Source organism: Achromobacter sp. DH1f, assembly GCF_000633435.1.
Classification (GTDB): Bacteria; Pseudomonadota; Gammaproteobacteria; order Burkholderiales; family Burkholderiaceae_B; genus Achromobacter; species Achromobacter deleyi.
Map to the genome: position 1 here is coordinate 65,780 of NZ_AYMF01000029.1, position 20,907 is coordinate 86,686.

Below are 20,907 nucleotides of genomic sequence, written 5' to 3' on the forward strand. Positions count from 1 at the left end.
GGCTTTCGAATTCCGGATTAAGGCTTTCGCTTTTTCACCGGCGACACGGCCTGGCGGATGGCGGGCGCCTGTTCACGCAAGGCCTGCCACAAGTGCGTCATCACCGGCCCCTGCGGCCGATCGCGGCGCCGCGCAGCCGCCAGGGTCTCGGTGCTGCCGGGCAGGTGGCGGTTGGCCAACGACACGAGACGGCCATCCCGCAGTTCGTCTTCGATCAGAAAACGCGGCATGTGGCACCAACCCAGGCCTTGCAGCAGGATCTCTTTCTTCATCAGCTGGTCGGCAACCGTGCACTGGCGCGCGCCCTCGACCATGAAGTAGTTCCGTGCAGGGGTATGGCGGGCGGTGTCACGCATGACGCACTGGGTGTTGTCACGCAGCTGTTCGGGCTTGGTGGCGCGCGGCGCGGGCTCGCCCAGGTAGCCGGGCGCGGCCACCGGCACGAACGGCACGCTGCCCAGGTCCAGCCACTCGACCTGCGCCTCGCCGGGTTCGACGCGATGCAGGATCAGGTCGGCATCGCCATCCATCAGCCGTTCCCAGGGGCCGGTGACCGCCTCGAAATGCAGATTCAGCCGCGTGGCCGGCCACGCCGCGAAGAACTGGCCCAGCATGCCCAGCAGCAAGGGCCGCGGGCAGAAATCGCCGATCACCACGTTCAATTCGGTTTCCTGGCCCATCGCCAACTGCTCGGCATGGGCCCGCAGGCCGGCCAGTTCGCGCAGCAGGGCTTGTGCGCGCAGGTGAAACGACTGTCCGGCTGGCGTGGGCCTGACGCGGTAGCCGGCGCGATCCAGCAAGATCAGGTCCAGTTGGCGCTCCAGCTTGGCCACCGCGGCGAACACGGCCGGATGGGACCGGTGCAGCAACGCGGCGGCGGCCTGGAAGCCGCCTGCCCGCACTACCGCGTCGAAGCATTGCAGGTCGTGCAGCGTGAATTCGCTCATGTCTGTTTTTCCGACAATCTCTGTGCGATCTTTGTAATATCTTCCAAAACGGCCCGCAACTACGATCTGCCTCATCGACTCTTCTTTCGTGAGGCCCATCATGCAGACCGACTCCTTCATCACCACGGGCGACGGCGCCCGCATCGCCTACCGCTGGGATGGCGATGCCGCCCTGCCCGTGCTGGCGCTGTCCAACTACATCGGCACCACGCTGCACATGTGGGACGACCTCGTGCCGGCGCTGGCGCGGCATTTCCGCGTGCTGCGGTTCGACACCCGCGGCCATGGCGCTTCCAGCGTGCCGCCGGGCCCCTATTCGCTGGACCGGCTGGGCCGCGACGTACTGGAATTGTTCGATGCCCTGGGCGTGCCACGCGCGCACTTTCTGGGCCTGTCGCTGGGCGGCATCATCGGCCAATGGCTGGGCGTGCATGCGCCTGGCCGCATCGACCGGCTGATCCTCGCCAATACCTCGCCCTATCTCGGCCCCGCGCCGCAGTGGGACGAGCGCATCGCCGCCACGCTGCGGGCGCCCGACATGACGGAAACCGCCGAGACCTTTCTGGCGAACTGGTTTCCCGCTGCGATGCTGCAGGCCAGCGGCCCGGTCATCGACACGTTCCGCGGCATGCTGCTGGCCACCGACAGGCACGGCCTGGCTGGCGCCTTCGCGGCCGTGCGGGACACGGACCTGCGCCGCACCATCGCGTTGATTCCGCGCCCCACGCTGGTCATCGCCGGGCGCGACGACACGGTGACCGCGGCCAGCCATGGCGAGCAGATCGCGCAGACGGTGCCTGGAGCAAAGCTGCTGATGTTGCCGGCGGTGCACCTGTCCAATATCGAACAGCCAGAGGCATTTCGCGAAGCGGTGCTGGACTTCCTGCGCGACTAACGCAGCTCGCTGGGGCGCACGCCGAAGCGACGGCGAAACGCCACCGAGAAATGCGCGGGCGCGTAACCCACGTGCCAGGCGGCCTCGGACACGCTCAGGCCGCCGCTCAGGATCAGTTCGCGGCCATGCGTGAGGCGAGCCTCTTGCAGATAGCGGGCCATGCTGACGCCGAAGGCGCGCTTGAAGGCCGCTTCCAGCTTGCGGGTGTGCAGGCCCAAAGCACGGGCAAGCGCCGAAGACGACGGCGCGCCGCGCAGGTCCGCGGCCAGGCGGCGGCGCGCCTCGTGGGCGGCATCCAGGTCGCGCACGGCGGCCGACGGCGCCGCCGCGCGTTCATCCGGCAGCGGCGCCTGCCCGGCCTGGGCCAGGGCAATCGCCGCCAGTTCCAGGCCCTTGGCAGCCAGGTACAGGCCGCGCGCCGGCCCCTCGTAGCGGCAGACGCGCACCTGGTCGGCAATGCGGCGCGCTTCGCGGCCCGCCGTGCCGTGCCAGATGACGGGACCGCCATCGCTGGGCAGAAAATCGGGGGCCACGCCCAGTTCCTGCCACAGCGACGCCGCCGGCAGCGTGACCACGGTGTAGCGCTGGTCCACGCCGGCCTCGAAAGCATCGGCGCCCTGTGCCTGGCCGGGGTTCCAGGCCAGGCACAGCGCCGGCCCGCGCAATGCCAGCGGCGCGCGGTCTTCGACGCGGCTGCGCACCTGCCCGTCGAGCAGAATGACCTTCAGGCCGGGATACAGGGATTCTTCGCGCCACTCGGTGACGCTGCGGCGGAACACGCCGGCGCGCAGCGAGCAGCCATGGGCCAGGTCAAGCGCCGCGTCGACGCGGTGGTGTTCGGCAGCGGGGGCCGCGGCGCGGGCGCGCAGGAAAGGCATGGGATCGGACCGGATGCACCGGTCAGCAGGCTTATTTGAGAATAATTATTATTACCCAAGTTCCATGCCGGCTCAATCAGGCCACCCCGCTCCGCTGACCCTGCGGCCTTATTCGCCCGCCCGCTCCCAGCGGCGCTGGATCGCCTTGGCGGCCACCACGCCGTCCGCCATCGACGTGACCACGCAGGGGTGCATGCGGTGCGCCACTTCGCCGATGGCATAGATGTCGGGCACGCTGGTTTCAGCCGTGGCGACATCGGTGCGGATGTAGCCGCGTTCGTCGCGCGCCAGTTGCAGGCCATCGGCAAACGATGCCTGCGGTTCCCAGCCATAGAACACCAGGATCAGGTCGTAGCGCCGGCCGTCCACGCTGCGGTTGGCCGGGTCGACCTGGTACGGGCCGATGCGCACGCCTTCCTTGCCGGCGCGTTGCACCCATTGCTGCTGGGCCCGCACGCTGCGCGCATACAGGTGCACCGTGGCGGCGCCGCGGTTGCGCACGTAGACATAGTTTTCGAAGGCGTTGTCGCCGCCGCCCAGCACCGCGACGGACAGGCCGGAGTAATCCTGCGCCACGATGGGCGAGCCCGGGCCGATCAGCACGCCGGGCCAGCGCGATCCGGGGGGATGTTCCGGAAAGCCCTTGGCGCGCACGCCGGAGGCGATCACCAGGGTGCGGCCGCGCACCTGCGTTACGCCCCCATTTTCATCGGACAAGCTGGCCTCGATGCCGCCCTTGCACGGCCGCACCGCCATCACCCGGGCGCCCAATCGCAACGGCACGCCGGCCGCGCGCACGCTGGTGTCGATATTGGCGGCCACCTGCTGGCCGGTCACCCCGGGCAGCACGGCGATCCAGTCGTCCGTGAAGGGGTTGTCGCTGCTCAGCCCGCCCAGGCGGTCGCCCGCCTCGACCAGCAGCGGCGCCAGGCCCAGCCTGGCCAGCCACAGGGCGCAGGAGGCGCCGGCCGGGCCGCCCCCTACAATGACCGAATCGTGCATCTGTTGCATTTCACCCCTTGTTTGCCATTGCCGGCCCCTTGCGGGCGCCCGGACATGGCCGAATTGTAGCCAGCGCGCCAACCCCGGCCCGGCATCGCCTTACAATTCCGCCTATTCCACCCAGGTTTTCATCATGCCCACACGCCGCATCATCCTTTCCGGGCTCGCGCTCGACGCCCGCATCGGCATTCTCGAACACGAGCGCCGTGCCACCCAGCCCCTGCATGTCGACGCCGAATTCGACGTGGACATCCAGCGCACGGTCGACGACCACGATATCCACAGCGTGCTGGACTACCGCCGCCTGCGCGAAGCCATCGTCGAAGAGTGCACCCAGGCGCATGTGAACCTGATCGAAACCCTGTCCGAACAAGTCGCCGCACGCCTGTTGGCCGACTTCCAGGAAATCCGCTCGCTGCGCCTGCGCATCAGCAAACCCATGGCCTTTTCCGACTGTGCGGCGGTAGGCGTGGAAATCCAGCTCTCGCGTTGACCATGAACGATATCGCTCCCCCCATCCGCTTTCGCACCGAAGCAGAAGAGAAAGCCCGCCACGAAGGCAACAAACTGACCAAGCGCCTGGCGCGTGAAACCACGCGCGCGCTGTCCGACTACAACATGATCGAGGCGGGCGACCGCGTGATGGTCTGTCTGTCCGGCGGCAAGGATTCCTACGCCATGCTGGACATCCTGCTCCAGCTGCAAAAGCGCGCCCCGTTTCCGTTCGAGCTGATCGCCGTCAACCTGGACCAGAAGCAGCCCGGCTTTCCCGCCGACATCCTGCCGCGCTACCTGACCGAACTGGGCGTGCCGTTTCACATCGAAACGCAGGACACCTACTCGATCGTCACGCGCGTGCTCGAAGAGGGCAAGACCATGTGCTCGCTCTGTTCGCGCTTGCGCCGGGGCATCCTGTACCGCGTGGCCTCCGAGCTGGGCGCGACCAAGATCGCGCTGGGCCACCACCGCGACGACATCCTGGGCACGTTCTTCCTGAACCTGTTCTACGGCGGCAAGGCCAAGGGCATGCCGCCCAAGCTGGTGTCCGACGACGGCCGCCACACGGTGATCCGCCCGCTGGCCTATGTGCCCGAGACCGACCTGATCGCCTACGCCGAACTCAAGCAGTTCCCGATCATTCCTTGCAACCTGTGCGGCTCGCAGGAAAACCTGAAGCGCAAGGAAGTCGGCCGCATGATCAAGGAATGGGACAAGCAGCACCCGGGCCGCTCGTGGAACGTGTTCAACGCGCTGTCGCGCGTGGTGCCGTCGCACCTGATGGACCGCGACCTGTTCGACTTCGTCGGCCTCAAGCCGACGGGTGTGCCGGACGCCAACGGCGACACGGCGTTCGACACCGTGGACCCGACCGAAGGCGACAGCGACGAAGCCTGCGGCGACACCGCGGCCACGCAAGCGCAGACGCCCGACGGCATCGTTGAAAAGAAAGTGATGTTCACGCGCGGCTGAATGCCGCGAATGCGTCCCGGGGCCACAAGGGCCCCGGGACGCGTCGGAATGACATGATCTTTTGCCGGCTCGATCAGACGAGCCGACATCGAACGCCGGTCAGGCGTTCAACACCCGCACCGGCGCCCCGGCCTGCCAGGCCTTCACGGCTTCCAGCGCATTGCGATAGAACGCCTCGAAATTCTCGCGGCTGACATAGCCCAGGTGCGGCGTCAGGATGACGTTGTCCAGGTCGCGCAGATTGTCGGTGGGCGACAGCGGCTCTTCGTCATACACGTCCAGCCCGGCACCCGCGATGCGGAACTTCACCAGCGCGTCCATCAGGGCGTCCTGGTCCACCAGCCCGGCCCGCGACGTATTCACCAGATAGGCAGACGGCTTCATGGCGGCCAGCGCGGCCGCATCGACGATATGGCGGCTGCGGTCGGACAGGATCAGGTGCAGGCTGACGACGTCGGACGTCGAGAACAGCTCGTGCTTGTCCACCCGCTTGACGCCGGCCTCGGCCGCGCGCTCGTCGGTCAGGTTGGGACTCCAGGCCACCACGTCCATGCCGAAGGCCAGGCCCACCTTGGCCACGGCCGCGCCCAGCTTGCCCAGGCCCAGCACGCCCAGCCGCTTGCCGGCCAGCGGCTCGGGCATGCCCGTCTGCCACATGCCGCGGCGCATGGCCGCGTCTTCGGCGGTCAGGTGCTTGAACAGGCCCAGGATGTGCGCCCAGGCCAGTTCGGCGGTGGCGGTATTGGCGTCGGCGCTGCCGGGTGCGCCGCTGACGACGATGCCCTGCGCGGTGCAGGCCGGCATGTCGATGGCGTTGTTGCGCATGCCGGTGGTGACCAAGAGGCGCAGGCGCGGCAATGCGCGGATGCGCTCGGCCGGGAACGGCGTGCGTTCCCGCATGGCGATGATCACGTCGAAGGGTTCGAGGGTGGCCTCGACCTGTTCGTCGGGAATGAAGTTGTTGAAGATCTGCACCTCGGCATCGCCGCCCAGGGAACCCCAGTCGGCGTAGCGTTTGGCGACATCGTGGTAATCGTCGAGGATTGCGATTTTCAAGTCTTGTCTCCGGGTGGCGTGGCGCGCATCGCGCCAGCCGCCCGGCCAGCGCGTTGCGCGCCGGTCAGTTCAGTCGTGCCTTGAGCTGGTCCAGCGGCAGCGCGCCGCTGATGCGCGAGCCGTCGGGGAAGAACAGGGTCGGGGTGCCCCGCACCATCAACTGCTTGCCCAGCGCCAGCAGCTTGTCTTCAGGCACGCTGCAATTGGCGGTGGCCGGCTTCTGGCCGCGCAGCATCCAGTCGTCCCAGGCCTTGCCCGGGTCTTTCGAGCACCAGACGTCGCGCACCTTCACATTGGAGTCGGGCGACAGGATGGGATACAGGAAGGTGTAGACGGTGATGTTGTCCACATCTTCCATGGTCTTGCGCAGCTGCTTGCAATAGCCGCAGTTGGGGTCTTCGAAAATCGCGACCTTGCGCGAGCCGTCGCCCTTGACCTGCTTGATGGCCAGGTCCAGCGGCAACTGGTCGAACGGAATGGTGCCCAGCTTTTCCTGCGCTTCGCGCGTCACGTCGCGGCGGGTCATGGCGTCGATCAACGGACCTTCCATGACCCAGGTGACTTTTTCGTCCGTGTAGATCAGGTCCATGCCCAGCTGCACTTCGAACAGGCCATAGGGCGTACGGCGCACCGCGGTCACGTCCATGCCGGTGAAGCGCTGCTTGAAGCGATCCTTGACGGCGTCCGCCACGGGATCCGCCGGCGCCACCTGGGTGGTGGAGTAGCTCTTGTCGCCTTTGGCCGGCTGCCCCACCGTGCTGGTGGAAACGGACTTGTCGCCCTGGGCCTGCGCGCCTGCGGACAAACCCAGGCCCGCGGCCATGAAGCAGGCGGCCAGCGCGGTGGGAAAACGGAAATTCATGGGGACTCCTGTATTTATCGTGACGTATCGCATACGTAGGCGGAAAGCGTAACCGATCCGGTGTGACGCGGCGCCGGGCAATGCCGGGGCCTGGCGCCAGGACCATGGGAATCAGACCGGTCGGGACCCGTACGGGTTCCTCAACGCGCCGATTCCGGCGGCCGCCCGCAGGCGATACGAAAAACGGGGCCTGGGCCCCCCTTCAATTCGTAGAGGCGCCCGCGATCAGCCGCCGCTTGATCAGCGGGGCCCGCTCGACCCAGTGCATGCCCGCGTTGCGCAGCCAGACCAGCGGCGTGGCATGCGACCCGAACAGCTTGTGCAGGCCATCGGTGGCCAGTCGCAAGGCCAGCACCGGCTCGGCGCGGGCACGCTGGTAGCGGTGCAGCACCCGCAGGTCGCCCGCCTGGCGGTAGGGCTCGCGCCCGGCCACGGTGCGGGCCAGGGCCTCGACATCGCCCAGGCCCAGGTTCAGGCCCTGGCCGGCCAGCGGATGCAGGCGATGCGCGGCGTCGCCGGCCAGCGCGATGCCAGGTGCGACCATCTGGGCGCGTTCCAGCGTCAGCGGAAAGCCGTGCAGCTTGCTGCGCACTTTCAGGCGGCCCAGCCGGCCTTGCGCGGCGTGTTCCAGCAGGGATTCCAGCCGGGCGGCCTGCTCGTCGGCCGGCAAGGCCAGCAGTTCGGCGGCGCGCTCGCTGCGCATCGACCAGACCATGGACACCTGCGGGCCGTCGGCGGTATCGGGCAGCGGCAAGAGCGCCAGCACACCGTCGTCGCGGAACCATTGGAAGGCCGTGCCCTGGTGGGCGTGCTCGGCGTCCAGGTTCACGACCAGGCCGGTGTCGTTGTACGACACCGCGTCGTGCTTCAGGCCGGCGGCAGTGCGCAGCGGCGAGGCAGCGCCGTCTGCGCCCACGAACAGTTCCGCCTGCAGGCGGGCGCCGCTTTCGGTGTCGACCGTGCCGGCCTGGTAGCCGGTGCAGCGGTCTTCGATCCAGGGAATGCCGAACATGCGCACGGCCTGGATCAGCACCCGTTCGATTTCGCCGGACTCGACGATCCAGGCCAGTTGCGGCAAGGCGGCCTGCCAGGCGTTCAAGTGCACCAGTCCGTCGGCATCGCCATGGATTTCCATGGCCTGCACCGGCATCAGGCGGGCGGACGGCATGGCGTCCCAGACGCCCAGCTCGGCCAGGAAACGCTGGCTGGCGGGCGAAATGGCATAGACGCGCGCATGGTAGTGGTTGGGGTCGGCCGGCGGCACGGTGGTGCGCGGCGCCAGCAGCGCCACGCGCTGGCCGCGGCGGGCCAGGGCCAGGGCGGACGACAGGCCGACGATGCCGGCCCCGCAAACGACGATCTGGTGGGTCATCTTGCGCTGGGCTCCCCGGCTTGCTTGGGCCACAGCAGCCACATCTGGCCGCGCTGCTTCATGCGGCCTGCCTGTTGCCCGGCCTCTTCGCCGTAGCCCCAGTAGAAGTCGGCGCGGGCTGCGCCGCGGATGGCGGTGCCGGTATCTTGCGCGAACACCAGGCGCTGCAACGGCCGGTCAGAGGCCGGGTAGGTGGTGACCAGGAACACGGGCGTGCCCAGCGGCACGAAACCGGCGTCCACCGCGATGGCGCGGCGCGGGGCCAGATTGACGCCATAAGCGCCCTTGGGGCCGAGTTCGGGGTCGATCACCGGTTCTTCGCGGAAGAACACCACGGCCGGATTGGCGTTGAGCATCTCAGGCACGCGCTTGGGATTGCGCTGCGCCCAGGCGCGGATGTTCTGCATGGACGCCTGATCGGCCGACAGCTCGCCGCGGTCCGCCAGCCAGCGGCCGATGGACACATAGGGTTGGCCGTTGTGGTCGGCATAGGCCACGCGGATGGTCTTGCCGGTATCGGGGCCGTCGGTCAGCTGCACCCGGCCCGAGCCCTGCACCTGCAGGAAGAAGTTGTCGACGGGATCGTCGACCCAGACCACCACCGGCGGGCGGCGGCCCGACGATTCGATCGCGGCGCGGGTGTCGTAGGGCACCACGCGCTTGCCTTCGAGCTTGCCGCGCACGCGCTTGCCGGCCAGGTCCGGGTAGACCGAACCCAGGTCGATGGTCAGCAGGTCGGCCGGCACCGCGTACAGCGGCCATTGATAGTTGCCGCCCTGGCGGCGCGAGCCGCGCACCAGGGGTTCGTAGTAGCCGGTGACGGTGTTGGCCGCCGGCTTGCCGTCAGGGGCGTTCAGGCGCCAGGGTTGCAGGTAGGTCTGCAAGAAGCGGCGCACGCCCTCGATGTCGGTAGCGGCGGGCGCGCGGGCCGGATCGGCCGCGGCAGCGCAGACCGGCTGCCAGGCGCGCGGCGCGGCGCGGGCCGGCGCGGCCAGGTTGCCGCTGGTCGGGCGCATCAGCCCCTTGCAGTTGCGCAGGAACAATGGCCAGAACTGCGCCAGGTCGTCGTTGGACCAGCCCGGCATCTCGGCCCACGAGGCCGCCTTGAACTTGCCCGCCAAGGCGCGCGGCGGCGTATCGGGCAGGGCCGACAGCGCCGGCACCACCAGGGGACCGTCGACGGACGGGGTACGCGAACCGGACGTGGCCGGCTGGCCGGAATCGGGGGGGACCTCTGAGGTCGTGCTGCATGCCGCCAGCAGGACTGACAGCACGGACAGGCTAAGAATGCGCTTCATGAGCAGATGGAAAACCGTACAACGTGTGGCCGCGCCCCGGTCAATGCAGGGTACGCGGCATGGCCAGGACGAATTCGGAGATCGGCACTTCGAACGGAATGCCGTTCTCGCCGACGCAATGGTAGGTGCCGCGCATCGTGCCGACCGGGGTGGGCAGGGGACAGCCGCTGGTGTATTCGAAAGTCTCGCCGGGCGCCAGCAACGGCTGCTGGCCCACGACGCCCAGCCCGCGCACTTCCTGCACACGCTGGTTGCCATCGGTGATAATCCAGTGGCGGCTGATCACCTGGGCCGGATGCTCACCGGTATTGGTGATGCGAACGGTATAGGCGAACACGAACTGCTGCTCGCCAGGATCGGACTGTTCTGGCACGAAGCGCGGAGAGACGGAGACGCTAAGGTCGTAAGGTTTCACAGCCCTTCCCTGTGTGGCACGCTCAAACTGCAATAATGGCACATTATGCCTTCCCCAACCCCGAACATCATGTCTACGTCCTCTACCCGCATTACCCCCAGCATCCTGTCCGCCGACTTCGCCCGCCTGGGCGAGGAAGTCCGCAACGTCGTGGCCGCCGGCGCCGACTGGATCCACGTCGACGTGATGGACAACCACTATGTGCCGAACCTGACCATCGGCCCCATGGTCTGTGCGGCGATCCGTCCCCATGTGTCGGTGCCGATCGACGTGCACCTGATGGTCGAGCCGGTGGACGCCCTGGTGCCCATGTTCGCCAGCGCCGGCGCCAACTACATCAGCTTTCACCCGGACGCCAGCCGCCACGTCGACCGCACGCTGTCCCTGATCCGCGAAAGCGGCTGCAAGGCCGGCCTGGTGTTCAACCCGGCCACGCCGCTGTCCTATATGGACTACGTGATGGACAAGATCGACCTGGTGCTGATCATGTCGGTCAACCCCGGCTTTGGCGGCCAGAGCTTCATTCCCGCCACGCTGACCAAGCTGCGCGAGGCCCGCGCCAGGATCGACGCCTGGATGCAGGCCGGCGGCCAGGAAATCATGCTGCAAGTGGACGGCGGCGTGAAAATCGACAACATCGCTGAAATCCGCCGTGCCGGTGCCGACACCTTCGTGGCCGGCTCGGCCATTTTCGGCAAGCCCGACTACGCCGGCATCATCACGGCCATGCGCGAACAGATCGCCATCGGCGAAACCACCGCCATCTGAGGAACGCCATGACCGCCTTTCGCGCCGCGCTGCTGGATCTTGACGGCACCCTGCTCGACTCCATCCCCGACCTGGCCTTCGCGGCCAACGCCATGCGCGTGGAACTGGGCATGATCTCGCTGCGCGAGGACGTCGTGGCCACCTTCGTGGGCAAGGGCGTGGACAACCTGGTGCGCCGCAGCCTGGCGGGCAGCCTGGACGCCGCCGACCCCTCGCCGGAAGATTTCGAGCGCGCCCGCGAGGCCTTCTATCGCCATTACCACCTGGTCAACGGCGAGCGCGCGCGGGTCTACCCGGGCGTCATCGAGGGCCTCAAGCACATGCGCGACCAGGGCCTGAAGCTGGCGGTCGTCACCAACAAGCCCACCGAATTCACGCTGCCGCTGCTGCAACGCACGGGCCTGGCGGGCTTTTTCGACGCCGTGGTGTGCGGCGACACCTGCCCGCGCCGCAAGCCGGATCCGGACCAGGTGCTGCATGCCTGCGAGCTGCTGGGCGTCTCGGTGGACGAAGCCGTCACCATCGGCGATTCCATCAACGATGCCCAGGCGGGCCGCAGCGCCGGCACCCAGGTGCTGGTGGTGCCTTACGGTTACAACGAAGGCCGTGACGTGCGCGAGCTGGATGTCGATGGTATAGTTGACACGCTTGTCAACGCCGCCCAGTGGGTGGCGCTCTGGAATCAAAACCAGAACGCCGCGAAAACCGCGGTCTGACTGCACTCGGAATGCACTCGAAAGCGTGCCTCGAAGTCACCCCGAATACCGAATATCGACCTGACCTGATGAACGTTTCCATCCAGAACCAAATGCTCAGCGCCTCGTGGCGCTGGTGGCGTTTGTCTTCCGGGTGGCGATGATTCCCTTCCCGGCCCTAGACGCGTACACCACCGCCTAGCGCCGATACTGTGCAGAACACAGAGCCAAGCCCGGAACCAGATACCTGGACCGGGCTTTTTGTTGCGCGCCCGGTCCCCAAGCAGACACCCATTGCCCACGAGACCCGACATGACCGAAATCGAATTCAAAGCCCTCGCCGCGCAAGGCTACAACCGCATCCCCCTGGTGGCCGAGACCTATGCCGACCTGGACACCCCGCTGGGCATCTACCTGAAGCTGGCCCACGCCGGCCCCCAGGCCGGCCGCATGACCTGCCTGATGGAATCGGTGGTGGGCGGCGAGCGCTTCGGCCGCTATTCGTTCATCGGCCTGCCGGCCCGCACGGTGATCCGCGCCAGCGGCACCCGCACCGAGGTGCTGCAGGACGGCAAGGTCGCTGAAACCCACGACGGCGATCCCCTGGCCTTCATCGAGCAGTACCAGAGCCGCTTCAAGGTCGCCCTGCGTCCCGGCATGCCGCGCTTCTGCGGCGGCCTGGCCGGCTATTTCGGCTACGACACCGTGCGCCACATCGAGCCGTGCCTGGGCCCGGCCGTCAAGCCCTTCCCGGCCGGCATGGAAGGCGGCACGCCCGACCTGATGCTGATGCACGTGGACGAACTGGTCATCGTCGACAACCTGGCCGGCCGCATCTACCTGATGGTCTACGCCGACCCGGCCCAGCCCGAGAGCTACAGCCGCGCCCAGCAGCGCCTGCACGACCTGCGCGCCCGCCTGCGACGTCCGGTGGAAATTCCGTACAGCCACGCCAGCATGCAGACCGAAGAGCGGCGTGACTTCAAGAAAGAAGACTACCTGGCGGCCGTGCACCGCGCCAAGGAACACATCGCCGCCGGTGACCTGATGCAGGTGCAGATCGGCCAGGTCATCGCCAAGCCCTTCCGCGATTCCCCGCTGTCTCTCTACCGCGCCCTGCGGTCGCTCAATCCCTCCCCCTACATGTACTTCTGGAACTTCGGCGACTTCCAGGTGGTGGGCGCGTCGCCCGAGATCCTGGTGCGCCAGGAACGCGCCGTGGTCGACGGCACGCCAAAGTCGCAGATCACCATCCGCCCGCTGGCCGGCACCCGCAAGCGCGGCGCCACGCCCGAGGAAGATGCCGCGCTGGCCGCCGAGCTGCGCGCCGACCCCAAGGAAGTGGCCGAGCACGTGATGCTGATCGACCTGGCCCGCAACGACGTCGGCCGCGTGGCCGAGGTGGGCTCGGTGAAGGTCAGCGACACCATGGTCATCGAACGCTATTCGCACGTGATGCACCTGGTGTCCAACGTCACCGGCAACCTGAATCCCGGCATGAGCAGCATGGACGTGCTGCGGGCCTCGTTCCCGGCCGGCACGCTGACCGGCGCGCCCAAGGTCGAGGCCATGAAGATCATCGACGAACTGGAACCCGTGCGCCGCGGCATCTACGGCGGCGCGGCCGGCTACCTGTCGTACGGCGGCGAAATGGATGTGGCCATCGCCATCCGCACCGGCGTCATCAAGGACGGCACGCTGTACGTGCAGGCCGCCGCCGGCATCGTCGCCGACTCCAACCCCGAAGCCGAATGGGCCGAGACCGAAGCCAAGGCCCGCGCCGTGCTGCGCGCCGCCGAGCAGGTGCAGCACGGCCTGGACGAACCCATCTGAGGCCCCGCCCCCTACCCGCCCCGAGCCGCGCGACGGCCCGCCTGGAGAGAAAAAATGCTGTTGATGATTGATAACTACGATTCGTTTACCTACAACCTGGTGCAGTACTTCGGCGAACTGGGCGAAGACGTGCGCGTGGCGCGCAACGACCAGATCACGCTGGAAGAGATCACCGCGCTGAATCCGGACCGCATCTGCGTGTCGCCAGGCCCGTGCTCGCCGGCCGAAGCCGGTATCTCGGTGCCCGTGATCCAGGCCTTTGCCGGCAAGAAGCCCATCCTGGGCGTATGCCTGGGGCACCAGGCCATCGGCGCGGCCTATGGTGGCGACATCGTCCGCGCGCAGCAGATCATGCACGGCAAGACGGTGCAGATCTCGCATACCGGCACCGACCTCTTCACCGGCCTGCCGACGCCGTACACTGTCATTCGCTACAACTCGCTGACCATCGACCCGGCGACGCTCCCCGACTGCCTGGCCGTGACCGCCACCGCGCCGGACGGCGACATCATGGGCGTGCGCCACAAGACGCTGCCCCTGTACGGGGTACAGTTCCACCCCGAATCCGTGCTCAGCGAACACGGCCACGCCCTGCTGCGCAATTTCCTGAACCTCGCCTAAGAAGGACGCACCGTGACGATCTCCCCCGCAGAAGCGCTGACGCGCTGCATCGAACACCGCGAAATTTTCCACGACGAAATGCTGCACCTGATGCGCTTGCTGATGCGCGGCGAAATGTCGCCGCAGATCGCCAGCGCACTGCTGATGGGCCTGCGCGTGAAAAAGGAAACCGTCGGTGAAATCACGGCGGCCGCGCAGGTCATGCGTGAATTCGCCACGCCCGTGGTCACGCCCAACCCCGAAGACCTGCTGGACATGTGCGGCACCGGCGGCGACGGCAGCCATACCTTCAACATTTCCACCACCGCCATGTTCGTGGCGGCGGCGGCCGGCGTGCCCATCGCCAAGCACGGCAACCGCAGCGCCTCATCGTCCAGCGGCAGCGCCGACGTGCTCGAAGCCTTGGGCGCCAACCTGGTGCTGACGCCCGAACAAGTGGCCGAGTGCATCCAGGCCACCGGCATCGGCTTCATGTTCGCCCCGGCGCACCACGGCGCCATGAAGAACGTGGCGGCCGTCCGCAAGGAACTGGCCGTGCGCACCATCTTCAACATCCTGGGCCCGCTGACCAACCCGGCCGGCGCCGCCAATCAGCTGATGGGCGTGTTCCACCCGGACCTGGTGGGCATCCAGGTGCGCGTGCTGGAACGCCTGGGCTCGCGCCACGTGCTGGTGGTGCACGGCAAGGACGGCATGGACGAAGCCTCGCTGGGCGGCGCCACGATGGTGGGCGAGCTCAAGGACGGCAAGGTCAGCGAGTACGAAATCCATCCCGAAGACTACGGGCTATCCATGATGTCCAATCGCAGCATCAAGGTGTCCAATCGCGAACAGTCGCGCGAACTTGTCATAGAGGCGCTGGACAATGTCGAGGGCACCGCCCGTGACATCGTCGCGCTCAATGCGGGTCTCGCCATCTACGCAGGCAATAAAGCCGATTCCATTCCCGCAGCCTTAGCGCTAGCATTCGAACTGATATCCACCGGCGCGGCACGAGCCAAGCTGGAAGATTTCTGCGCATATACCCGGAAATTCCAGAAATGAACGATATTCTCGCGAAGATCCTCGCCGTCAAGGTCGAGGAAGTCGCCGCCGCTCGCCAGATGCGCAGCGAAGCCGAAGTCCTGCGCGAGGCGCAGGCCCGCCAGGACGTGCGCGGCTTTGCCCAGGCCATCGAAGACAAGATCTCGCAGGGCAAGGCCGGCGTCATCGCCGAAATCAAGAAAGCCTCGCCGTCCAAGGGCATCCTGCGTGAAACCTTTCAACCTGCTGAAATCGCCTCGTCGTATGCCGTGCATGGCGCGGCCTGCCTGTCGGTGTTGACCGACGTGCAGTTCTTCCAGGGCTCGCACGACCACCTGCGCCAGGCCCGCGCGGCCTGCTCGCTGCCGGTGCTGCGCAAGGACTTCGTGATCGATCCCTACCAGATCATCGTGGCCCGCGCGATGGGCGCGGACTGCGTGCTGCTGATCGTGGCCGCACTGACGCCCACGCAACTGCGCGACTACGAAACGCTGGCGATGGAACTGGGCATGGACGTGCTGGTGGAAGTGCATGACGCCCAGGAACTGGACGTGGCACTGACGCTGAAGACGCCGCTGCTGGGCATCAACAACCGCAATCTGCGCACGTTCGAGACCAGCCTGCAGAACACGCTGGACCTGTTGCCGCGCATTCCCGCCGGCAAGCGCGTCGTGACCGAAAGCGGCATTCTCAAGCCTGAAGACGTCAAGCTGATGCGCCAGCACAAGGTCGACGCCTTCCTGGTGGGCGAAGCCTTCATGCGCGCCAAGGACCCGGGCGCCGAACTGGCCCGCCTGGTCGCCTAAGCCCGACCCAACGCCGCCACCCGCCGGTACAAGGTGCTGCGGTGCACGCCCAGCGCGCGCGCCGCGGCGCTGACGTTGCCTGCGTGCGCGGCGAGCGCTGCGCGGATGGCATCGTCGGCAATCGCCTGCAGGCTGGCGGTCGCGGCCGCCGTGGGCGCAGCGGCGACGGTTTCGCCGCGGACCTCGGCCGGCAGCATCTCGCGATCCACCACGCCCGACGCACCCGCCAGCACATGCAAGGTGCGCAGCACGGCGGCCAGCTGGCGGTAATTGCCTGGCCAGGCGTACTGCGCCAGCGTGTCTTCGATATCGGTGGGCAGCACCGGGCCCGCGCCCTGTGCGGCCCATAGCCCGCGCAAGAGTTCGCGCAGGTCGGCGCGCGTGCGCAGCGGCGCAAGCGTCACGGTGTATTCAGCAATACGGAAATACAGGTCGGGGCGCACCGGCGCATCCGGGCCGTCGTGCGCCAGGGCGCGATGGGTGGCGCACACCAGCGTGAAGTCCACAGCCACCGGCCGCGCCGCGCCCAGCGGCGAGACTTCGCGTGACTGCAGCACGCGCAACAGGCGCGACTGCAACGTCAGCGGCATATCGCCGATTTCATCCAGGAACAGCACGCCGCCGTGGGCTTGCCGCAGCAGCCCCTTGCTGCCCTGGCGGCGCGCGCCGGTGAAGGCGCCGTCTTCGTAGCCGAACAGTTCGGATTCGATCAGGCTTTCGGGCAGCGCCGCGCAATTGACGGCGACGAACGGACCCGCCGCGCGTTGGCTGCGCGCATGCAGCTGGCGCGCGAACACTTCCTTGCCCACGCCCGTTTCCCCTTGCAGCAGGATCGACACGCCCGCATCGGACAGATGCACGGCGCGGGCCAGCGCGCCCAGCATGGCCGCGTCGAAACTGGCAATGCCGGCGCGCGCATCGGACGCGGGTGTCACAACGGGCGTCGGCAGGCGCAGGGACGGCGCCGGGGTTGCCGGCACACGGCTGCGCGGCAGGCGCAGCCGCGCGTGATAGATCGCGCCCGACCGCGCGTGTACGCGTCCCGCGGCATCGGGGCTGTGTTCCAGGTCGCCCTCGAACAGGTCCGCGTAGCGATACACGCCCAGAGCGGTCGCGGCCAGGCCCAGCGCCAGCATCGCGCGGCGGTTGGCGCCCACCAGCAGGTCGCCCTGGAAGGCCAGCAGGGCCTCGCCCGGCGTGCCCAGGCCCGAACGGTCGCTATGCAGGCGCAGCACGGCGCAGGGTTCGTGCGCCGCGTCAAAGAGCTGATGTTCGATCAGGTCGACCGCGGCGCGCACCAGCGCCAGCACGTCGGGGCGCGTGTCGTGCGCCGGGCTGGACAGGTCCAGCACGCCCAGCATGCGGCCTTCGCTGTCGGTGATGGGCACGGCGGCGCAGGTCAGGATGCGGTTGGGTTCGAAATAATGTTCGGCGCCGTGCACCACGATAGGCCGGCCTTCGACCAGCGCGGTGCCGATGGCGTTGGTGCCTGCGGCGGCCTCGTCCCAGGGTGCGCCCGGCATCAATGCCACACGCGACGCGCGCTGGGCGAAATCCAGGTCACCGTCGCTGTCGAGCACCAGCCCCTGGGCATCGGACAGGATCACCAGGCCATCGCTGCCGCCTTCGCGGCGCAAGAGCGACATGGCGGGCTCGGACAGGCGGCGCAGCGCGTCGTTGCGCTGGCGCGCTTCGCGCAGTTCGCCGGCCGTCATGAGTTCGGTGCGGCGCGCGCCGCGCATGTCGAAGCCCAGGTCGGCGCAGCGGCGCCAGGACCGCAGGATGGGTTCGGCCACCAGCCCGGCCGGAACGGCGCCCTGCTGGTTGAACAGCTGGCGCGCTTGCGTCAGCGATTGCCGACGGGAATGAGTGGCCATGCATGTCTCCTTGGACGGCGTTCTGCGACACCTGTTCCGCGACAGTGTCGCGAAACGCGACACCTTGAGGCGGCTGACCGCCGCCCACGCCCTTTGCCGGCGCGTGGAAATCTACTTTCGCACGCGGCAGGCGCGCTTGTCCAGCGGGGAAGCCCCGGGATGGCACACCGTTTGCTTGATACAGGACAGGCACCCGACTGCCGCCATCCCGACAATACGGAGACAAGCATGGACATCGCGACCCGCGTCACCCCCGAATCCTATGGCACCCGCCTGGACCTGAAGACCCAGTACGACAATTTCATCGACGGCAAATGGCAAAAGCCCGCCGACGGCGAGTACTTCGACAACGTCACGCCGGTCACCGGCCAGGTGCTGACCCGCAACGCCCGCTCGAAAGAGCGCGACATCGAACTGGCGCTGGACGCCGCGCACCGCGCCGCCCCCAAATGGGGTGCGACCCCGGCCGCCCAACGCGCGCAGATGCTGATGCAGATCGCGGACGTCATGGAGGCCAACCTGGAACGCCTGGCCACCGCCGAAACCTGGGACAACGGCAAGCCCATCCGCGAAGCCCGCGCCGCCGACATTCCGCTGGCCATCGACCACTTCCGCTATTTCGCCTCGTGCATCCGCAGCCAGGAAGGCGGCCTGTCCGAAATCGACAGCGACACCGTGGCGTATCACTTCAACGAACCGCTGGGCGTAGTCGGCCAGATCATTCCCTGGAACTTCCCCATCCTGATGGCCGCCTGGAAGCTGGCGCCTGCCCTGGCCGCCGGCAACTGCGTGGTGCTCAAGCCCGCCGAACAGACGCCGCTGGGCATCCTGTTGCTGATGGAACTGATCGGCGACATCCTGCCCCCGGGCGTGGTCAACGTGGTGACCGGCTTCGGGCTGGAAGCGGGCAAGCCGCTGGCCTCCAGCAAGCGCATCGCCAAGATCGCCTTCACCGGCGAAACCACCACCGGCCGCCTGATCATGCAGTACGCGTCGCAGAACATCATTCCCGTGACGCTGGAACTGGGCGGCAAGTCGCCCAACATCTTCTTTGCCGACGTGGCCGCGCAGGACGATGACTTCCTGGACAAGGCGGTCGAAGGCTTCGTGATGTTCGCGCTGAACCAGGGCGAAGTCTGCACCTGCCCCAGCCGTGCATTGATCCAGGAATCGCTCTACGACAAGTTCATGGAACGCGCACTCAAGCGCGTGGGCGAGATCAAGCAGGGCAACCCGCTCGATGCCGACACCATGCTGGGCGCGCAGGCCTCGACCGAGCAGCTGGAAAAGATCCTGTCGTACCTGGACATCGGCAAGCAGGAAGGCGCCCAGGTGCTGGCCGGCGGCAGCCGTGCGCAGTTGCAGGGCGCGCTGGAAGGCGGCTATTACGTGCAGCCCACGGTGTTCAAGGGCCACAACAAGATGCGCGTGTTCCAGGAGGAAATCTTCGGGCCGGTGGTGGCGGTGACCACCTTCAAGGATGCCGATGACGCGCTGGCGCTGGCCAACGACACGCTCTACGGCCTGGGCGCGGGCGTGTGGTCGCGCGATGCCAACACGTGCTATCGGATGGGCCGCGCCATCAAGGCCGGCCGGGTCTGGACCAACTGCTATCACGCCTACCCGGCGCATGCGGCGTTTGGCGGCTACAAGCAGTCGGGCATCGGCCGCGAGAACCACAAGATGATGCTCAACCACTACCAGCAGACCAAGAACCTGCTGGTGAGCTATTCGCCCAAGAAGCTGGGTTTCTTCTGATCACGACGCAAGGCGGCGCCGGGCCTCGCGGCCCGGCGCGATTCACCCGAACAGCACCCCGCGGAGCCGCATCATGGCAGACCCCACCCCGCGCGTTGTCGCCACCGACGCGGCGCGCGAACTCATCGACACCCTGCGCGCCAAGCACGGCCCGCTGATGTTCCACCAGTCCGGCGGCTGTTGCGATGGCAGTTCGCCCATGTGCTACGCCCAGGGCGAATTCATGGTGGGCGGCTCGGACGTGCTGCTGGGCGACCTGGAGGGTTGCCCGTTCTACATGGGCGAAGACCAGTTCGCCTATTGGGAACACACCCAGCTCATCATCGACGCGGTGCCCGGACGCGGCGGCGCGTTTTCACTGGACAGCGCCGAGGGCAAGCGCTTTCTGCTGCGCTCGCGGCTGTACTCCGATGAAGAATGGGCCAACGTGGCGGCGGTCACCAAGGGCTGATGCGCCGCAGGGCCGGCCGCCGCAACGCCTCACGCGCCTTGCGGCGTTCCGCCCTTGTCAGCGGTAGCTTCGCCGGCAACCTGCTTCCATTGAAACGACACGCGGCGGATGCGCGCGGCGCGAAATTGCGTGAACGAACGGCCACCGGGCATCGGTGCGCCGCGTAGGGGACTGCTGGCGTTTTTCATTGCGGATCAAGCATTGACGGGAAAATCTTGCGGGCGGTGCGCGGATCAGCCGGCGCTGGCCGCCCAGGCGCTGACGGGGGCCCGGCGGGTCCATTCCAGGGCGTCTTCCAGACGGTCGTTGCCCCAGAACATCTCGCCATCGACGAAGAAGGTCGGCGCACCGAACAGACCCAGGTGACGCGCCTGGTCGACCTGGCGGCGCAGCGCTTCCTTGGCCGCTTCGGACTTGCCGCGCGCGATCAGCGCATCGGCGTCCAGCGACAGTTCGGTCAGCAAGTCGTGCACGACGTCCTCGGCCTGGATGTCCTGGTCGCGCTGGAAATTGGCGCGGAATACGGCCACGCAGAAATCGCGGCCCCAGGGCTCGTCCTGGCCCAGCAGGGCAATGCGCGCCGGCAACACGCTCATGCGCGGAAACAGCCGCGGCCGGTTGTAGGGCACGCCGTACTTTTCGGCCAGGCGGGCGATGTCGCGCATCATGTAGGCGCCCTTGCCCGGGAACAGGCGAAAAGGCGTGTCGTTCCAGCCCTGGGCCTGGAAGATCGGGCCCAGCAGGAAGGGACGCAGGTCCACCTGCACGTCCGCCTGCCTGGCCAGGGCGTCGATGCGCTCGATCGCCAGATAGCTGTAGGGGCTGGCGAAATCGAACCACATTTCGATGCGGGGGGTGGCGGACAAGGGCGCATTCATCG

The 20,907-nt window shown here is 67.5% G+C and carries 22 protein-coding genes; 11 read left to right on the plus strand and 11 right to left on the minus strand.

Annotated elements, in window-relative coordinates; genetic code table 11:
• Positions 1-17: 17 nt before the first annotated feature.
• Positions 18-947, minus strand: coding sequence for a LysR family transcriptional regulator (locus tag U858_RS0124495; protein ID WP_025139769.1), 930 nt, complete (start codon positions 945-947; stop codon positions 18-20).
• A gap of 100 nt (positions 948-1,047) precedes the next feature.
• Between U858_RS0124495 and U858_RS0124500 the strand changes: the two genes are divergently transcribed.
• Complete coding sequence (locus tag U858_RS0124500) at positions 1,048-1,842, plus strand: alpha/beta fold hydrolase (RefSeq protein WP_025139770.1); 795 nt, start codon at positions 1,048-1,050, stop codon at positions 1,840-1,842.
• Here U858_RS0124500 and U858_RS0124505 read toward each other — a convergent pair.
• Both U858_RS0124505 and U858_RS0124510 read right to left on the minus strand, forming a co-directional pair.
• Positions 1,839-2,720 (minus strand): AraC family transcriptional regulator, encoded by an 882-nt coding sequence (locus tag U858_RS0124505; RefSeq protein ID WP_025139771.1) that lies wholly within the window; start codon positions 2,718-2,720, stop codon positions 1,839-1,841. The two genes, U858_RS0124500 and U858_RS0124505, sit on opposite strands and share 4 nt — an antisense overlap.
• A 108-nt stretch (positions 2,721-2,828) precedes the next feature.
• Positions 2,829-3,731: an NAD(P)/FAD-dependent oxidoreductase gene (locus tag U858_RS0124510; RefSeq protein WP_025139772.1), complete on the minus strand. Its 903-nt coding sequence runs from the start codon at positions 3,729-3,731 to the stop codon at positions 2,829-2,831.
• 124 nt (positions 3,732-3,855) lie between these two features.
• Here U858_RS0124510 and folB point away from each other — a divergent pair, with 124 nt between their 5' ends.
• Together folB and ttcA are read left to right on the plus strand one after the other, a co-directional pair.
• Positions 3,856-4,215: a dihydroneopterin aldolase gene (gene folB / locus U858_RS0124515; RefSeq protein ID WP_025139773.1), complete on the plus strand. Its 360-nt coding sequence runs from the start codon at positions 3,856-3,858 to the stop codon at positions 4,213-4,215.
• Positions 4,216-4,217: 2 nt separating this feature from the next.
• On the plus strand, positions 4,218-5,192 hold the full coding sequence (gene ttcA / locus U858_RS0124520; protein ID WP_025139774.1) for a tRNA 2-thiocytidine(32) synthetase TtcA: 975 nt from the start codon (positions 4,218-4,220) through the stop codon (positions 5,190-5,192).
• Between the two features lie 99 nt (positions 5,193-5,291).
• Here ttcA and U858_RS0124525 read toward each other — a convergent pair whose 3' ends face one another.
• The 5 genes from U858_RS0124525 to apaG form a co-directional block, all read right to left on the minus strand.
• Positions 5,292-6,248 (minus strand): D-2-hydroxyacid dehydrogenase family protein, encoded by a 957-nt coding sequence (locus U858_RS0124525; protein WP_025139775.1) that lies wholly within the window; start codon positions 6,246-6,248, stop codon positions 5,292-5,294.
• A gap of 64 nt (positions 6,249-6,312) precedes the next feature.
• Positions 6,313-7,110 carry a DsbC family protein gene (locus U858_RS0124530; RefSeq protein WP_025139776.1) on the minus strand — a complete coding sequence of 266 codons (798 nt, stop codon included), beginning with the start codon at positions 7,108-7,110 and terminating at the stop codon, positions 6,313-6,315.
• A gap of 202 nt (positions 7,111-7,312) precedes the next feature.
• Positions 7,313-8,482, minus strand: coding sequence for a UbiH/UbiF family hydroxylase (locus tag U858_RS0124535; RefSeq protein ID WP_025139777.1), 1,170 nt, complete (start codon positions 8,480-8,482; stop codon positions 7,313-7,315).
• Positions 8,479-9,780: a murein transglycosylase A gene (locus tag U858_RS0124540; protein ID WP_025139778.1), complete on the minus strand. Its 1,302-nt coding sequence runs from the start codon at positions 9,778-9,780 to the stop codon at positions 8,479-8,481. Before U858_RS0124540 ends, U858_RS0124535 begins: the two co-directional genes overlap by 4 nt.
• A gap of 40 nt (positions 9,781-9,820) precedes the next feature.
• On the minus strand, positions 9,821-10,195 hold the full coding sequence (gene apaG, locus U858_RS0124545) for a Co2+/Mg2+ efflux protein ApaG (RefSeq protein WP_006392509.1): 375 nt from the start codon (positions 10,193-10,195) through the stop codon (positions 9,821-9,823).
• Between the two features lie 45 nt (positions 10,196-10,240).
• On the opposite strand from apaG, the gene rpe reads away from it, so the two are divergent.
• The 6 genes from rpe to trpC all read left to right on the plus strand — a co-directional run bounded on the left by rpe (position 10,241) and on the right by trpC (position 15,941).
• The gene (gene rpe, locus U858_RS0124550) at positions 10,241-10,963 is read left to right on the plus strand and encodes a ribulose-phosphate 3-epimerase (protein WP_025139779.1); all 723 of its coding nucleotides are present in this window, start codon (positions 10,241-10,243) and stop codon (positions 10,961-10,963) included.
• 8 nt (positions 10,964-10,971) lie between these two features.
• Complete coding sequence (locus U858_RS0124555) at positions 10,972-11,679, plus strand: phosphoglycolate phosphatase (RefSeq protein ID WP_025139780.1); 708 nt, start codon at positions 10,972-10,974, stop codon at positions 11,677-11,679.
• A 291-nt stretch (positions 11,680-11,970) separates the two neighbouring features.
• Positions 11,971-13,491, plus strand: a complete 1,521-nt coding sequence (gene trpE, locus U858_RS0124560; protein ID WP_025139781.1) for an anthranilate synthase component I — start codon at positions 11,971-11,973, stop codon at positions 13,489-13,491.
• A gap of 54 nt (positions 13,492-13,545) precedes the next feature.
• The gene (locus U858_RS0124565) at positions 13,546-14,112 is read left to right on the plus strand and encodes an aminodeoxychorismate/anthranilate synthase component II (protein WP_025139782.1); all 567 of its coding nucleotides are present in this window, start codon (positions 13,546-13,548) and stop codon (positions 14,110-14,112) included.
• A 12-nt stretch (positions 14,113-14,124) separates the two neighbouring features.
• Entirely contained in the window at positions 14,125-15,156 is a 1,032-nt protein-coding gene (trpD, locus tag U858_RS0124570) for an anthranilate phosphoribosyltransferase (protein ID WP_025139783.1), read from the plus strand.
• Positions 15,153-15,941 (plus strand): indole-3-glycerol phosphate synthase TrpC, encoded by a 789-nt coding sequence (trpC, locus tag U858_RS0124575; protein WP_025139784.1) that lies wholly within the window; start codon positions 15,153-15,155, stop codon positions 15,939-15,941. The genes trpD and trpC overlap by 4 nt, the downstream gene beginning before the upstream one ends.
• On the opposite strand, the gene U858_RS0124580 is transcribed toward trpC, so the two are convergent.
• The gene (locus U858_RS0124580) at positions 15,938-17,818 is read right to left on the minus strand and encodes a sigma-54-dependent Fis family transcriptional regulator (RefSeq protein WP_025139785.1); all 1,881 of its coding nucleotides are present in this window, start codon (positions 17,816-17,818) and stop codon (positions 15,938-15,940) included. The two genes, trpC and U858_RS0124580, sit on opposite strands and share 4 nt — an antisense overlap.
• Before the next feature lie 228 nt (positions 17,819-18,046).
• Between U858_RS0124580 and adh the strand changes: the two genes are divergently transcribed.
• Together adh and U858_RS0124590 are read left to right on the plus strand one after the other, a co-directional pair.
• Complete coding sequence (gene adh, locus U858_RS0124585) at positions 18,047-19,576, plus strand: aldehyde dehydrogenase (protein WP_025139786.1); 1,530 nt, start codon at positions 18,047-18,049, stop codon at positions 19,574-19,576.
• 73 nt (positions 19,577-19,649) lie between these two features.
• Positions 19,650-20,027: a DUF779 domain-containing protein gene (locus U858_RS0124590; protein WP_025139787.1), complete on the plus strand. Its 378-nt coding sequence runs from the start codon at positions 19,650-19,652 to the stop codon at positions 20,025-20,027.
• A gap of 29 nt (positions 20,028-20,056) precedes the next feature.
• Here the strand turns inward: U858_RS0124590 and U858_RS36015 are convergent, their stop codons facing one another.
• Entirely contained in the window at positions 20,057-20,215 is a 159-nt protein-coding gene (locus tag U858_RS36015; protein ID WP_175219947.1) for a hypothetical protein, read from the minus strand.
• Between the two features lie 45 nt (positions 20,216-20,260).
• Positions 20,261-20,905: a 2-hydroxychromene-2-carboxylate isomerase gene (locus U858_RS0124600; protein WP_025139788.1), complete on the minus strand. Its 645-nt coding sequence runs from the start codon at positions 20,903-20,905 to the stop codon at positions 20,261-20,263.
• Between the last annotated feature and the right edge of the window lie 2 nt (positions 20,906-20,907).

Coding starts and splice junctions, on each gene's coding strand:
- U858_RS0124495 (WP_025139769.1), bottom strand. CDS start 947: ATGAGCGAATTCACGCTGCACGACCTGCAATGCTTCGACGCGGTAGTG.
- U858_RS0124500 (WP_025139770.1), top strand. CDS start 1,048: ATGCAGACCGACTCCTTCATCACCACGGGCGACGGCGCCCGCATCGCC.
- U858_RS0124505 (WP_025139771.1), bottom strand. CDS start 2,720: ATGCCTTTCCTGCGCGCCCGCGCCGCGGCCCCCGCTGCCGAACACCAC.
- U858_RS0124510 (WP_025139772.1), bottom strand. CDS start 3,731: ATGCAACAGATGCACGATTCGGTCATTGTAGGGGGCGGCCCGGCCGGC.
- folB (WP_025139773.1), top strand. CDS start 3,856: ATGCCCACACGCCGCATCATCCTTTCCGGGCTCGCGCTCGACGCCCGC.
- ttcA (WP_025139774.1), top strand. CDS start 4,218: ATGAACGATATCGCTCCCCCCATCCGCTTTCGCACCGAAGCAGAAGAG.
- U858_RS0124530 (WP_025139776.1), bottom strand. CDS start 7,110: ATGAATTTCCGTTTTCCCACCGCGCTGGCCGCCTGCTTCATGGCCGCG.
- U858_RS0124535 (WP_025139777.1), bottom strand. CDS start 8,482: ATGACCCACCAGATCGTCGTTTGCGGGGCCGGCATCGTCGGCCTGTCG.
- U858_RS0124540 (WP_025139778.1), bottom strand. CDS start 9,780: ATGAAGCGCATTCTTAGCCTGTCCGTGCTGTCAGTCCTGCTGGCGGCA.
- rpe (WP_025139779.1), top strand. CDS start 10,241: ATGCCTTCCCCAACCCCGAACATCATGTCTACGTCCTCTACCCGCATT.
- U858_RS0124555 (WP_025139780.1), top strand. CDS start 10,972: ATGACCGCCTTTCGCGCCGCGCTGCTGGATCTTGACGGCACCCTGCTC.
- trpE (WP_025139781.1), top strand. CDS start 11,971: ATGACCGAAATCGAATTCAAAGCCCTCGCCGCGCAAGGCTACAACCGC.
- U858_RS0124565 (WP_025139782.1), top strand. CDS start 13,546: ATGCTGTTGATGATTGATAACTACGATTCGTTTACCTACAACCTGGTG.
- trpC (WP_025139784.1), top strand. CDS start 15,153: ATGAACGATATTCTCGCGAAGATCCTCGCCGTCAAGGTCGAGGAAGTC.
- U858_RS0124580 (WP_025139785.1), bottom strand. CDS start 17,818: ATGGCCACTCATTCCCGTCGGCAATCGCTGACGCAAGCGCGCCAGCTG.
- adh (WP_025139786.1), top strand. CDS start 18,047: ATGGACATCGCGACCCGCGTCACCCCCGAATCCTATGGCACCCGCCTG.
- U858_RS0124590 (WP_025139787.1), top strand. CDS start 19,650: ATGGCAGACCCCACCCCGCGCGTTGTCGCCACCGACGCGGCGCGCGAA.
- U858_RS36015 (WP_175219947.1), bottom strand. CDS start 20,215: ATGAAAAACGCCAGCAGTCCCCTACGCGGCGCACCGATGCCCGGTGGC.
- U858_RS0124600 (WP_025139788.1), bottom strand. CDS start 20,905: ATGAATGCGCCCTTGTCCGCCACCCCCCGCATCGAAATGTGGTTCGAT.